We start from the raw sequence: 14,157 nt of genomic DNA, 5'->3' as shown, positions 1-14,157 counted from the left end.
ATATTAATATTTTATATTTGGTATTTTTTTATGGTACTTTTTAAATCCTATTTTTACTATTATTTTTAGTTATAGAAGATTGCTATTTAGGTATTGTACTTTTATAATATTATCGATTAAAGTAAACTTGGGGGGGGAGATTTATCATGAAAAAAACACTCTATTTAATGAGACATGGACAGACTTTGTTCAATCTACAACATAAAATACAAGGTTGGTGTGATGCACCTCTTACACCTTTAGGAATTAAACAAGCACAAATGGCAAAAGAATACTTTACAAATATTACTCTTGATCACGCTTATGCTTCTACTTCTGAAAGAGCATCGGATACTTTAGAAATCATTACAGATATGCCTTATACAAGATTAAAAGGTTTAAAAGAATGGAATTTTGGTGCTTTTGAAGGAAAAGATGAATGTTTAAATCCTAAACTACCTTATGGGGATTTCTTTAAACAATTCGGTGGTGAAGGTGAACTTGAACTTAGAGAACGTATGAATAAAACGTTAACTGAAATCATGGGTAAGAATGATCATCAAGTTGTTTTAGCAGTTTCTCACGGTGCAGCTTGCGCCCAATTCTATCGTGCATGGGAAGAACATGCAAAAGTAAAGAAAACGGAAAGATTTTATAATTGTTGTATTCAAAAATATGAATATGAAAATGGCATCTTTACTCTTGTTGAAATTTTTAATCGTAATATTACAGAATAGGAGAAGAATATGGATTCGACAAAACGTAAATCATTTAATGCAAATGTTGATTTGATTCATGGACCAATCTTTAAATCACTCATCATCTTTGCATTACCACTATTTATATCAAATATCTTCCAACAACTTTATAATACTGTTGATACCATGATTGTTGGAAACTTTTTAGGAGACGCTTCTTTAGCAGCCATTGGATCATGTACTTCCATTTATGACTTGCTTGTAGGTTTTGCCTTAGGAATTGGAAATGGTCTTGCTATTGTTACTGCAAGAAGTTTTGGCTCTAAAGATGAAAAATTATTGAAGAAATCAGTTGCTAGTTCTTTAGTCATTGGAATCGTTGTTTCAATTGGACTAACACTTATTGGTTTAATTTTCTTACAACCACTTCTTCATTTATTAAATACACCTACAAACATTATTGATGAAGCTTATAGTTATATTTTCTTTATTGTTTTATTTATTATTGTTATGTTTGCTTATAACTTATGTGCTGGATTAATGAGAGCCATTGGTAATAGTGTTATGCCTCTCGTTTTCTTAGTTGTTTCATCTGTTTTAAATATTATTTTAGATTTAGTTTTTATTACTCAATTAAATATGGGAGTTCAAGGAGCTGCAGTCGCAACTGTTATTTCTCAAGGAACTTCCGTTATTTTGTGTATCGTTTATATGTTTAAAAAGACACCTTTGTTACTTCCTAAAAAAGAACATTTTGAAGTTGATAAAGATCTTTATAAAGAATTATTAGGACAAGGGTTCTCAATGGGATTTATGAGTTGTATTGTTTCTGCTGGTTCTGTCATCTTACAATATGGTATTAATAACTTAGGTTATTTAATTATTGCTGGACATACTGCTGCAAGAAAACTTTATATGTTCTTTAATATGCCTTTTACAGCGATGGCTCTTGCTATTTCAACCTTTGTTTCTCAAAATAAAGGGGCTAATCAAAAAAATAGAATTAAAAAAGCACTTCGTTATGCTTATATCTATGACATTATTGGTGCAGCTATTGTAACTTGTATTATCTTATTATTTGGTTCTTCTTTAGTGAAATTAATATCTGGTTCAAGTAAAGAAGTTGTTTTACATAATGGGACACTTTATCTTACAATTGTTGGACCTTTCTATGCCGTGCTTGGAATATTGATGCAAACACGTTATGCACTTCAAGGAATTGGTCAAAAACTTCTTCCTTTAATTTCAAGTGTGATTGAATTCTTTGGAAAGATTATCTTTGTTATCTTCTTAATTCCACGTTTTCAATATATGGCTGTTATCTTCTGTGAACCAGTTATCTGGTGTGTAATGACAATTCAACTTGTCTATTCTTTCTATCATAATCCTTATATTAGAAATAATGATTAAAAAATTGGACGGTGCCAAAGCATCGTCCTTTTATTATATTAAATTTCTTCACCATTAGATTCACAAACTTTTTTATACCAATAGAATGAATCTTTTTTACTTCTAGAGAAATCTCCAGTTCCATCATCATGTCTATCTACATAAATGAATCCATAACGTTTTGCATATTGTCCTGTTCCAGCTGATACTAAATCAATTGGTCCCCATGTTGTATATCCAATTAATGGTACACCATCTTCAATAGATTCTTTCATTGACGAAAATATGTTATCAAAGAATACGAGAGCTAATGATTATTATCTTTTTTTAATTCAATTGATTTCACATCCTCAACTAATCTAAGTTTATGAATAACTAAAGTTTCACTAATATTATCTTTCCCTTTTTTTTAATTCATTGAATCAACACCATAAGTTATTCCCAAAAAATGAATATTTTTTTAAAATCGAGAATAGAATAATGACAGGTTACATTTATTATGCTAGTATACATTTGTATATGATAATACCGAAAAATAAAAAAAATTAAAAAAATGGTAATAGGAGATAACAACATGCAACTTATTGTTAGAAAAAAATACTTAGATGAGCTGATTGAATTATATGGGACACCTGATATAAAAGTTATCACAGGTATTAAACGAAGCGGAAAATCAGTATTACTTCAAGAGTTTGTCACTTACTTGCAATCATTACAGGAACAGGTGAATATTGTAATGATAAACCTGCAAGAATTAGAGTTTGATCAGTTATTAGAGTACCATGAATTGCATAAATACATTTTGAATCAGTACAAAGAGGGTATGCCAAATGTTTTATTGATCGATGAAGTTCAATTATGTCCTCAATTTGAACTTGCAATCAATAGCATTTATGTAAAAAGAATCTACGATATTTATATCACTGGTTCAAATGCATTTTTACTAAGTTCGGATCTAGCAACACTTTTTACTGGAAGAACAATGGAAATACAGGTATATCCATTTTCTTTTGTAGAATATCTCACTTACTACAAAATCACAAAAGAATATGATGAAGCTTTTGATCAGTATGTACGAACTGGTGGTATGCCTGGAGCTTATGTATATAAGACTGAAAACAGACAATATGACTATGTTAGAGACGTATATTCAACTATCCTTATAAGAGATTTGGTTGAAAAATATAAGATCAGAAATAAATCAGAATTTACCAACATCTCTGAATTTATGATGGATAATATTGGTAACTTGCTTTCTCCAAATAATATTTGTAGAACCTTAAATAATAGTCAAAGCGAAATAACCAGAAAAACAGTATCAAAATACATTAGCTATTTAGAAAATGCTTTTCTTTTCTATGAAGCAAAACGCTATGACTTAAAAGGAAAAAAATATCTAACGAATAATAGCAAATATTATCTTTGTGATTCATCATTTCGTTATGCAGTTAATGGTACAAGAAACATGGACTTTGGAAGAGTTTATGAAAATATTGTTTATTTAGAGTTACGTAGAAGAGGATATGAAGTATATGTGGGAAAACTTTATAAAAAAGAAATAGATTTTGTAGCCAAGAAACGTGAAACACAACTATATATTCAAGTGAGTGATAATATTTCGAATGAAAAAACATTTGAAAGAGAATATTCTCCACTACTTGCAATAAGAGATGCATATCCTAAAATGATAATTGCAAGAACATATCATGAAACTTATGACTATAAAGGTGTGAAAGTTGTTGATATTTGCAGATGGTTACGAGAATGTTAGCAATTTTTAACAAAATAAAGAATATATAGAAAAAAGATGAACATAGAGGGTAATTTCATTATATATTAATCATCTAATTGCTTACAAAATGATTTCATCATCTTTTCTATATTTCTATCAAAAAATTGGACGGTGCCTAAGCATCGTCCATTTATTATCTTAAATTTCTTCTCCGTTAGATTCACAAACTTTTTTATACCAATAGAATGAATCCTTTTTACTTCTAGAGAAATCTCCAGTTCCATCATCATGTCTATCTACATAAATGAATCCATAACGTTTTGCATATTGTCCTGTTCCAGCTGATACTAAATCAATTGGTCCCCATGTTGTATATCCAATTAATGGTACACCATCTTCAATAGCTTCTTTCATTGCATGGATATGTCCTTTGAAGTAATCTATACGATAATCATCATGAATTGATCCATCTTCTTCTACTGTATCAAATGCTCCAAAACCATTTTCTACAATCATTAATGGAGTATGTGGATAACGATCATGTAATAAGTTTAATGTATATCTTAAACCATCTGGATCGATTTGCCATCCCCAGTCAGATGCTTTTAAGTATGGGTTTTTAGCACCTTTTGACATATTACCTGCAGTAGTTTCAGCATTTTCATCAACAGTTACACAATTTGACATGTAATATGAGAATGTATAGAAATCAACTGTACCTTCTTTAATAATCTTCTTATCTTCTTCTGTAATATAAGAAGTATCAATATTATGTTCTTTAAAATATCTAAAGATAAATGATGGATATTCACCACGTACTTGAACATCTCCACAGAAATTGTTTTTAAAGTTATCTTCATCAAAAGCAGCTAAGATATCTTTAGGATTTGGTGTAAGTGGATATAAAGTTGTATGAGCAATCATATTACCAATCATGAAATCAGGATTGATTTTATGACCTTCAATAACAGTTTTAGCACTTGCTACAAATTCATTGTGTAATGCTTCAAACATAATTTGTTCATTTGATTTTAATTCATTTAATGGAATTCTATGATCTGCATTAACATCTTCTGGATCCATTAACCCAAGTCCATAAAGGTTACCAATTCCACCTTCACCCATACATGCAATATTGATTTCGTTGAATGTTAACCAATATTTAACTTTATCTTTATAACGTTTCATACATGTTGTAGCGTATTTCACAAACATATCGATGACTCTACGATCAGAGAAACCATTATATTTTGTAACAATGTTCCATGGAATTTCATAATGACATAAAGTAACTAATGGTTCCATACCGTGTTTATGACATTCATCAAATACTTTGTCATAGAAAGCTAAACCTGCTTCATTTGGTTCTTCATCATCCCCATTTGGGAAAATACGTCCCCAGTTAATTGATAATCTGAATACTTTCCATCCCATTTCAGCAAATAAAGCAATGTCTTCTTTATAATGATGATAGAAATCTACCGCTTCATGACTAGGATAAAAAGCTTCTGGATCTGTTTTTGGTAAGAATGTTCTTGGTGTATTAACATCTCCACCTAATAACATATCTGGTACCGATAAACCTTTACCATCTTCTAAATATGCACCTTCACATTGGTTGGCAGCTACTGCTCCACCCCATAAAAACCCTTTAGGAAATCCCATTTTCATTACCTCCTTGTTTCCATTTGATTTTTCTATAAACATTATAAAGGAAAATCATTTAAATTTCTTTCATAATATGAAAAACTATTCAACATTTTTCCACCAATGTTCTTGATAAGTTTCTATATGACTATAATCGACAATCTCCCCAATCTTTGGTGTCGCCACATTTAAGTTTTCTTTTTGTGATCTTGTGGTAATTTGTTTAATTGGATCATCCCAAGCATGATTACAAATACAAAAAGCACCCCAATGAACAGGAACTGTCCATTTAGCATGTAGATCTTTCATTGCTTGAATGCCAGCTTTGGGTAACATATGAATATTGGACCATGCTCGATCATACTGTCCATCTTCAATCATTAATAAATCAATAGCGCCAAATTTTTCATAAACTTCTTCGAAATGATTTCCATAACCGGTATCCCCTGTAAAATAAGTTGTATATTTATCATTTTTAAAGACATAGCCACTCCACAATGTCGTATTGTTTCTCCAAGGAACACGTCCAGTAAAATGTCTTCCTGGTGTTGAAGTAATTGTGAGTCCGTCTATTTTTACTTCATCCCACCAATTCATGACATGAATCTTATTTTCATCAATTCCCCAACGAAGTAAATGTTTTTCTACTCCTAAAGGAACACAATAGACTTTTACTTTTTTATCAATTTGTTTAATTGTTTGATAATCTAAATGATCATAATGATCATGAGATAGAGCTAAAACATCAATCATTGGCATGTTTTCTATATCAATAGGTAATTTAGAAAAACGCTTAGGTCCAATAAAAGGTACAGGAGATGCATAATCTGAAAACACAGGATCCATTAATACATTCTTCCCTTCTATTTGTAATAAAGAACTTGAATGACCAAACCATATCCATTTAAGTTCATCGTTCTTCGCTTTTTCTATTTTCTTTAACTGATGAACAGGTATTTCACCTTTAGGAACTGTTTCTTCATTTTTATATTCACTCTTTTGTCCCGTCATCAGTTGAATTTCAGGATTTCCATGAAATATTCCTTTTTTATATAAAGAGTTTCTTGCTTTATAATTCTTTTCATCTTCCTTATTAACATTTCCTCCTAAACTAGGCCAAAACTTAATAAACAACAAAGCAATAACTCCAATACATAAAATGACAATCCCTATTATTTTTAATACCTTCTTTATCATTTTTTACTCCATATAAAGTGTAACAGTTACACTTCCTTTCCCTATCGCTTCTTTTAAATGTGTTGTATCTTTAATATGACCTAATTTTGTAAAATCCCATGTATTTTGATTATAATAAAGACATAATTTATTACCTAAATATAAAATAATATCTCCCTCTTTTGTAGTTATTGTCTCATCATTACGAGGTAATGATGTGCCTAAATCTCCTACTTTTTCAAAGTTTCCATAATCATCTAAAGAAAGTACTCTTTTTTCTTTAGAAACATATTCTTTAAATGCTTTTGCACTTGTATTGTTTTCTAACTCTATTTCAAATGTATAACCATTAACTTCTAATTTCATTATTTCTCTTCCCCATTCTTTTTCTATACTTTTTTGATGAATTGGTTTATTTGCAAAAAGAAATAAACCTGCAATTATAACGAATACTAAAATAATCCTTTTCATTATTGTATCGCTCTTCCCATTTCATAAGCTTTCTTTAAGGCAGGATGATCTTTAATACTATTAGGAATATCAACACCACCTGCAAATACACTTCCTACAAAGTGGGCTTTAGGATAACAATTAACCCATCCTTTCAAACCATTGATAGCACGTTTATCTACCCCTTCTTCATTTTCAGCAGCTGTTGAGAGTAAATAAACATCTCTAAATTGATAATTAGATGTATAAAGAGAATTAGCTCGATCAATCATGACTTTCATTTGTCCTGACATTTCATAATAATAAATAGGTGTTGCCCATACAATAACATCTGCTTGTTTAATTTTTTCAGTAATAATATTAGCATCATCATCTATTACACAATGTCCCAATTTTTGACAACCTAAACACCCTTTACAAAAAGCAATCTTTTTATCTTTTAAACTGATTTCTATTACATCATTGCCACTTTCTTTTGCGCTTTGAATAAAAGCATCAGCAAGTTGATCAGAATTACTATTTAATCTTAAACTTGTTTTAATAACACATATTTTTTTAGCCATCTTCTTTTCCTCCATTTGAATATTATTATATTCTATGATAAATTAATAGTAATACCTAAACTTAACTTTAGGTCAAGAGGAGGAACTAAAAATGTATTCTATTGGTGAAATATCAAAAATGTTTGACTTACCTATTTCTACATTACGTTACTATGATAAAGAAGGTTTATTTCCTCATTTAAAAAGAGTAAATGGGGTAAGAAAATTTAGTGAAAATGAAATAGAAACCTTACGTGTAATTGATTGTTTAAAAAGATCTGGTTTAGAAATCAAAGATATTAAAGAATATATGAACCTATGTTCTTTAGGAAATTCTACTTTAAAACAAAGAAAAGAAATCTTTGTTAAACAAAAAGAAGAAGTATTACAAGAAATGGAAAAACTTCAAAAAGTACTTTCAATGCTTAATTATAAATGTTGGTATTATGATCAAGCCATTGAAAAAGAAGATGAAGGTTATGTTCAAGCTCTTTCTTTTGAACAACTTCCACCACAAATTCAACAATACTATCAATATAGTCATGAGGATTGTTAGAGATGAAAAAGAAAATATTAATGACACTATCCATCATTTTAATTCTTTGTATGGGTGGTTTTGGCATTTATGTCAATGATTATTCTCACGCACAAAACAATGCCCTAGAAATTTTAAATCATAAAAATGTGGAAAAAGTAAATTCAAATCTTATTACACTAACTCCTGAAAAGAAAAGTGATGTAGGTATTATCTTTTATCCTGGAGCCAAAGTAGAAAATACAGCCTATTTGCCTTTATTAGAACAAATAACAAACAAAGGCTATAACTGTTATTTATTAAAGATGCCTTTTAACATGGCTATCTTTAATAAAAATGCAGCTAATAAAATTATTAATCAATATCCAAATATAAAACATTGGTACATATGTGGTCATTCAATGGGTGGAGCCATGGCTTCTTCCTATGTTTCTAAAAATAAAGATAAAGTAGATGGTTTAATTCTATTGGGTTCTTATATTTATGGAGATGTATCAGATAAAGATGCACTTACTATTTATGGTTCTTTAAATACAAGTGTTAAAAAGAAAATTGATTATAAAAGAAATATCGTTGTCATTAAAGATGGAAATCATGCAAACTTTGGTAACTATGGTCATCAAAAAGGTGATGCTAAAGCAACTATTTCACGTAAAGAGCAACAAAACCAAACTGTAAAAGCTATCAATAATTTCATTGAAAAACGGCTGAATTAATTTTCAGTCGTTTTTACATAATCATTTAAATGAATACCATTCTTCAAGGCATCAATAACATGATTCTTATCGATAACATTTTCTACCTTTTCATCTAAAATCATTCCAATAAAACGTGCATCATCATCAATAGTAAAAGGCCAATAGAAGTAGAAGTGATTTCCATCTTTAAATTCAAAACGATAATCAAGAACATACCAATCTCTCGCAATCGGTGTTCCATAATTTTCATAACGATGTTTTAAAAGAAGTTCTACACTTTGAATATCTTCATATTTATATTCCTTTATAAATTTATCTTCTTTACCCAATAAAACAGAATAAAAATATTTTACATTATCTATATAACCTTTAAATTGATAATAACGAATACGATCATTTAAAAACTCTACCGATTGATTTCTTGTTTGATCAAGTGGCAATCTTAACCATAATTGTGAAAACTGGAAATCAGCAGCAATAAAACCAGTTGTAATTAATAATGAAATAAAAATCACAAATATTATTTTTTGTACAGTTGTTGTAGATGGTGCACTAATGAATAGTACAATTAATAATGTTGGTATAAATTTATATAAGAATTTTTTAATAGCAAGTTTCTTTGTAAGTCTTCTTCCAAGAGATACAATATCTGTTGTTTTTTGATAACCTAATTTATAATTCTTCACTTCTCTTTGGATTTGTTGTAAAGCTGGTAACATTGGTAGATCTTTTCTTACATACATTTCTATATTTTCTTGAACTTCTTCTAAGCTTTTAATTTGTTTTTCTAAATGAATCTGATTGATTTCTAAACATTCTTTAAAATCAAGTTCATTGTTTAAGATTGCTTTTACATCATCAATCGAAATATTTAAGTTACGTAAGAATTTTACCATGATGAGTTTTTGTAAATCATCTTGGCTATAACTACGATAACCATTATCATCTCTTTGTGGTGTAACGATTCCTTCTTTTTCATAATAGAAGATTGTATGTTTTGAAATTCCTAATTCCTTTTCTAATTCGTGTGTTTTCATATATAACACCCCTTCCTTAACTTCATCTAACACTATAGAGTAACTTTATAGTCAAGGTTTTTTATAAAAATAATACCTTTTTTATAAAAAGACTGAATTATTCTTCAGTCCCTCTTACATAGTCATTTAAATGGATACCATTTTTTAAAGCATCAATGACATGATCTTTATCAATAATATTTTCTACCTTTTCATCTAAGATGGTTCCAATAAAACGAGAATCATCATCCAATGTAATCGGCCAATAAAAATAGAAATGATTTCCATCTTTAAATTCAAAACGATAATCAAGAACATACCAATCTTTCGCAATTGGTGTTCCATAACTTTCATAACGATGATTTAAAATCAATTCAACACTTTGAATATCTTCATACTTATAAGATTGCATATATTTTTCTGCTTTATTAAATAAAACACCGTAGTAATATTTCAAATTATTAAGATATCCATGAAATTGATAATAACGAATCCCATCACTTAAAAATTCTACTGATTGATTCATTGTTTGATCTAATGGCATTTTTAACCATATTTGTGAAAATTGAAATTCTGTCGCAACAAAGATATTTATAAAAAGAATCATTAATAAAATAAAGATAATGATTAAAGCTGTTGTCTTTTCAAGGTTTTCATCAAAAAAGGAAGCTGCACAAATCCACATAATAAACGATGGGGTGATTGCGGCAGGAATCTTATATAAGAATTTTCTTAATGCAAGTTTCTTTGTAAGTCTTCTTCCAAGAGATACGGTATCCGTTGTTTTTTGATAACCTAATTTATAATTCTTAGCTTCTCTTTGGATTTGTTGTAATGCAGGTAACATTGGTAGATCTTTTCTTACATACATTTCGATATTTTCTTGAACTTCTTCTAAGCTTTTAATTTGTTTTTCTAAATGAATCTGATTGATTTCTAAACATTCTTTAAAATCAAGTTCATTGTTTAAGATTGCTTTTACATCATCAATCGAAATATTTAAATTACGTAAGAACTTTACCATGATGAGTTTTTGTAAATCATCTTGGCTATAACTACGATAACCATTATCATCTCTTTGTGGTGTAACGATTCCTTCTTTTTCATAATAGAAGATTGTATGTTTTGAAATTCCTAATTCCTTTTCTAATTCGTGTGTTTTCATATATAACACCCCTTCCTTAACTTCATCTAACACTATAGAGTGGCTTTATAGTCAAGGGTTTTTATCAAATTTTGAATGAATTGTAAGAAATCCTGGTTGATATTTATTTTCTTGAACATAAATCCAATGATTTTTTAAATAGCCATTAATAACTTCTAAAATCTTATCTGTAGGATAACTTTTCCCTTCTTGTCTAAGTTCTAAACCACAACATGTACATCCACCAACACCATGAATCGAATATTCTATATTATTTTGTTTAAGTAATTGATTGATTTCGAGAATCATTTTAAAATTAACAACATTATTCATAGTCATCTCTCCTTTACTTTATTATAAACAAAAAGGAAGAACGAATCTTCCTTTATAAACACATTTTATAAATATTCAAACAATCTTTTTGACTTAATGATCGATAAGCTCTAGGTAATGCATCTTGACCATAGCAAGCTTTTACTTTCAACTCATCAAATTTTTCATCATTAATTCCTACTTCACTTAATGATGTAGGTAAATGAAGTTCATCTTTAATAAAGTTTTGTAAAGCTTCAATTCCTGCTTTTGCATTAGCCATGTCATCACCTTGATCTTGAATACCCATCACATTTAAACCAAAACGAGCAAAATCTTCAACAACAGTTTCATCTTTGTTTAATAAATAAGTCATCCATTTAGGGGTAATGATAGCAAGAGCTAAACCATGAGTCATATCATAAGTTGATGAGAATTGTTCAAGCGCATGAAGTTGAGCTTGTGTTTTGTATCCTGATGTACAAAAACTATTTAAAGCCCATGAAGCAGCCCATAACATTGTTGCTCTAGCTGAATAGTTTTCTGGTTCTTCAACAGCAATTGGTAATTGTTGGCGAACTGTTCTTAATAATGTTTGAACAACATTGAATTGTAATGGGTATTTATCGCTATTAACAAAATAGTTCATATCAAATAAGTGAGCCATAATATCAAATCCCCCACATGCTGTTTGTTTAGCTGAAACACTAAATGTATTTGTTGGATCAAGGAAAGCTGCTTTAGGTCTTAAGATATCTCCATTGATTCCACATTTAACACCTTTTTCTACATTAGCAATCACACATGATTTATCCATTTCACTTCCTGTTGAAGCAATTGTAGGCATTGCTAGTACGGGTAAGGCATTATTCCACGCTACTTTCTTTTCTACTAAATCCCAAATATTATCTGTATCAGCAAGTGTTAAAGCCGCAATGGCTTTAGAGGCATCGATTGTTGAACCACCACCAATACCAAGAATGGATGTAACATGATTATCTTTACAAATTTTTGCTCCTTTATTAACTGTTGTATGTCTTGGATTTGGTTCAACGCCTGCAAGTTCATAAACTTCAATATTATTCTTTTTAAGTTCTTTTATAACTTTGTCATAAAGTCCTATTTTTTTAATTGAACCTCCTCCATAAACAACAAGTACACTTTTACCATATTTTAATACTTCTTCATGTAAATGACCTAATTGGTCTTTACCAAAATAAACTTTTGTTGTGTTTTGAAATTGAAAATCGTTCATTTTATTTTCCTCCTTCTGGTTTTAAAGGCCCATAGTAATAAGAAGATGTTGCGCCACCATCCATTAAGAAAGTAGATCCAGTAATAAATGCTCCTTTATCACTCATTAATAATTCAGCTACATTTGCAACTTCATCCGCAGTTCCTGGTCTACCTGCTGGACATTTAGCAAACATATTTTTATAAAAATCTCCCCTTGGTCCATTAAATTCATCAATAGCAAGCGGTGTTACAATAATACCTGGGGCAATAGCGTTGATTCTTGCACCACGTTGTCCCCATTTAACAGATTCAGCCATTACACGTTTTTCATTACATCTTTTTGCTAATTGATAAGCATGTAATGTATCTTTAATATTTTCTGGTTGTAAGATTTCTAAGTCTAATAATTCTTCAGTTGGTGTACAAGCAAGTTGTTCATCTTCTAAAGCTGTAAGTTGTTTCATACGGAAACCTGATTGACTAGAAATTGTCACACCAACGCCACCTTCTTCAATAACTTTTCCTACTTCTTCTAATAAAACAGCTGTTCCATAAAGATCAACTTTTAAAATAGCTTCGATTGGTGCTTGAGAAGGTGAAACCCCAGCGCCATTGACAAGCATTTTAATGGGTCCATAATTTTTAGCCATATCAATCATTTTTAAAATATCTTGTCTACTTGATAAATCCATTTCTATAACTTCAACATCAAATCCTGCATCCACCATTGTCTTTTGAATATTTTTAGCGTTTTCAATATTTTTATCACCTAGAATAATTTTCTTACCAGCACCCATTCTTCTAGCAATCGCCATACTGATTTGACCAGCACCAACAACAATCATAACTTCTTTCATTATTCTTTACCTGCCTTTTCTATACAATCAATGGCATTTAAACTTCTTGGATATCCTACAAAAGGAACATTTTGTGAAACGACTTTAATTAAAAATGCTTCATCATTTCCTAATCTTATATTCGCTTTGGCATGGGCAATGGCTTGTGGCTTGCATCCACCTTGTGCATATAAGAAACAGAAAGTAATCATTTCTCTTTGTTTATAATCAAGTCCACCTCTTGTATAGTAATCTCCAAAACAGTTATCTGTTAACCATTTACGAATATACATTGTTTTAGGATCACCACTTGTCGCATATCCCCTCATTTCTTCACCAAAGATTGCTACTTGTGCTTGCTCTCCTTTTTCTAAACGATTGGTATTAGGATCATTTTGATTTTCTAATGGAAGTTTTAAACCTAAAGTCTCTTCAATAAAACTATTCACAGCTTTTAAGAAAGGAAAAACTCTCCCAATTCCTAAATAAGCAACAGCTTGATAAACAATTTCTTTCATTTCTACTGGAGTTACTCCAAAATTATATGCTGCTTTCAACATTCCTTTAAATTCGTCAATTCCTTGGCATCCTAATAAAACTGCAAGAATTGAAATAAATCTAGTTTTATCATCTAAATCATCTTGATTTACAACTTCATCAAATGCGAAGTTATCAAAAGCTTCAATAAATTCAGGATCTGTTCTTAAAAAATCTGAAACATACCCTGGAAACATTTTTTCATGATAATTTTTAGCGTTATCTGTCAT

General features: G+C 29.8%; 16 protein-coding genes. 5 read left to right on the top strand and 11 right to left on the bottom strand.

What is annotated here, in order from left to right; translation table 11 throughout:
* Positions 1-146 precede the first annotated feature (146 nt).
* Together Fi14EGH31_RS00860 and Fi14EGH31_RS00855 are read left to right on the top strand one after the other, a co-directional pair.
* Positions 147-716, top strand: coding sequence for a histidine phosphatase family protein (locus Fi14EGH31_RS00860; protein WP_107029707.1), 570 nt, complete (start codon positions 147-149; stop codon positions 714-716).
* Between the two features lie 9 nt (positions 717-725).
* Positions 726-2,087, top strand: coding sequence for an MATE family efflux transporter (locus Fi14EGH31_RS00855; protein ID WP_107029706.1), 1,362 nt, complete (start codon positions 726-728; stop codon positions 2,085-2,087).
* Positions 2,088-2,125: 38 nt separating this feature from the next.
* Here the strand turns inward: Fi14EGH31_RS00855 and Fi14EGH31_RS00850 are convergent, their stop codons facing one another.
* Positions 2,126-2,353 carry a family 1 glycosylhydrolase gene (locus Fi14EGH31_RS00850; RefSeq protein WP_318035567.1) on the bottom strand — a complete coding sequence of 76 codons (228 nt, stop codon included), beginning with the start codon at positions 2,351-2,353 and terminating at the stop codon, positions 2,126-2,128.
* Between the two features lie 287 nt (positions 2,354-2,640).
* Here Fi14EGH31_RS00850 and Fi14EGH31_RS00845 point away from each other — a divergent pair, with 287 nt between their 5' ends.
* Complete coding sequence (locus Fi14EGH31_RS00845) at positions 2,641-3,837, top strand: ATP-binding protein (RefSeq protein WP_234697813.1); 1,197 nt, start codon at positions 2,641-2,643, stop codon at positions 3,835-3,837.
* 159 nt (positions 3,838-3,996) lie between these two features.
* Here the strand turns inward: Fi14EGH31_RS00845 and Fi14EGH31_RS00840 are convergent, their stop codons facing one another.
* The 4 genes from Fi14EGH31_RS00840 to Fi14EGH31_RS00825 all read right to left on the bottom strand — a co-directional run bounded on the left by Fi14EGH31_RS00840 (position 3,997) and on the right by Fi14EGH31_RS00825 (position 7,634).
* A complete protein-coding gene (locus tag Fi14EGH31_RS00840) occupies positions 3,997-5,463 on the bottom strand; it encodes a glycoside hydrolase family 1 protein (protein WP_022002347.1) in 1,467 nt (488 codons plus the stop codon).
* 84 nt (positions 5,464-5,547) lie between these two features.
* Positions 5,548-6,642 carry an MBL fold metallo-hydrolase gene (locus tag Fi14EGH31_RS00835; RefSeq protein WP_195947427.1) on the bottom strand — a complete coding sequence of 365 codons (1,095 nt, stop codon included), beginning with the start codon at positions 6,640-6,642 and terminating at the stop codon, positions 5,548-5,550.
* 3 nt (positions 6,643-6,645) lie between these two features.
* The gene (locus Fi14EGH31_RS00830; protein WP_022002349.1) at positions 6,646-7,092 is read right to left on the bottom strand and encodes a cyclophilin-like fold protein; all 447 of its coding nucleotides are present in this window, start codon (positions 7,090-7,092) and stop codon (positions 6,646-6,648) included.
* Positions 7,092-7,634, bottom strand: coding sequence for a flavodoxin family protein (locus Fi14EGH31_RS00825; protein WP_107029702.1), 543 nt, complete (start codon positions 7,632-7,634; stop codon positions 7,092-7,094). Before Fi14EGH31_RS00825 ends, Fi14EGH31_RS00830 begins: the two co-directional genes overlap by 1 nt.
* A gap of 91 nt (positions 7,635-7,725) precedes the next feature.
* On the opposite strand from Fi14EGH31_RS00825, the gene Fi14EGH31_RS00820 reads away from it, so the two are divergent.
* Both Fi14EGH31_RS00820 and Fi14EGH31_RS00815 read left to right on the top strand, forming a co-directional pair.
* The gene (locus Fi14EGH31_RS00820) at positions 7,726-8,169 is read left to right on the top strand and encodes a MerR family transcriptional regulator (protein ID WP_117788559.1); all 444 of its coding nucleotides are present in this window, start codon (positions 7,726-7,728) and stop codon (positions 8,167-8,169) included.
* Positions 8,170-8,171: 2 nt separating this feature from the next.
* Entirely contained in the window at positions 8,172-8,864 is a 693-nt protein-coding gene (locus Fi14EGH31_RS00815; RefSeq protein ID WP_200765034.1) for an alpha/beta fold hydrolase, read from the top strand.
* Here Fi14EGH31_RS00815 and Fi14EGH31_RS00810 read toward each other — a convergent pair.
* From Fi14EGH31_RS00810 to Fi14EGH31_RS00785, 6 genes are all read right to left on the bottom strand, one after another.
* On the bottom strand, positions 8,861-9,883 hold the full coding sequence (locus Fi14EGH31_RS00810; RefSeq protein WP_107029700.1) for a MerR family transcriptional regulator: 1,023 nt from the start codon (positions 9,881-9,883) through the stop codon (positions 8,861-8,863). The two genes, Fi14EGH31_RS00815 and Fi14EGH31_RS00810, sit on opposite strands and share 4 nt — an antisense overlap.
* A gap of 97 nt (positions 9,884-9,980) precedes the next feature.
* Positions 9,981-11,027 (bottom strand): MerR family transcriptional regulator, encoded by a 1,047-nt coding sequence (locus tag Fi14EGH31_RS00805; protein WP_117788561.1) that lies wholly within the window; start codon positions 11,025-11,027, stop codon positions 9,981-9,983.
* 51 nt (positions 11,028-11,078) lie between these two features.
* A complete protein-coding gene (locus Fi14EGH31_RS00800) occupies positions 11,079-11,339 on the bottom strand; it encodes an RDAC family protein (protein WP_195947456.1) in 261 nt (86 codons plus the stop codon).
* A gap of 52 nt (positions 11,340-11,391) precedes the next feature.
* Entirely contained in the window at positions 11,392-12,573 is a 1,182-nt protein-coding gene (locus Fi14EGH31_RS00795; protein WP_195947458.1) for an iron-containing alcohol dehydrogenase, read from the bottom strand.
* A gap of 1 nt (position 12,574) precedes the next feature.
* A complete protein-coding gene (locus tag Fi14EGH31_RS00790; protein ID WP_195947460.1) occupies positions 12,575-13,411 on the bottom strand; it encodes an SDR family oxidoreductase in 837 nt (278 codons plus the stop codon).
* Complete coding sequence (locus tag Fi14EGH31_RS00785) at positions 13,411-14,157, bottom strand: carboxymuconolactone decarboxylase family protein (RefSeq protein WP_195947462.1); 747 nt, start codon at positions 14,155-14,157, stop codon at positions 13,411-13,413. Before Fi14EGH31_RS00785 ends, Fi14EGH31_RS00790 begins: the two co-directional genes overlap by 1 nt.

Source organism: Faecalibacillus intestinalis, assembly GCF_015097455.1.
Classification (GTDB): domain Bacteria; phylum Bacillota_I; class Bacilli_A; order Erysipelotrichales; family Coprobacillaceae; genus Faecalibacillus; species Faecalibacillus intestinalis.
This window is presented reverse-complemented; position numbering and strand designations above follow the sequence as displayed.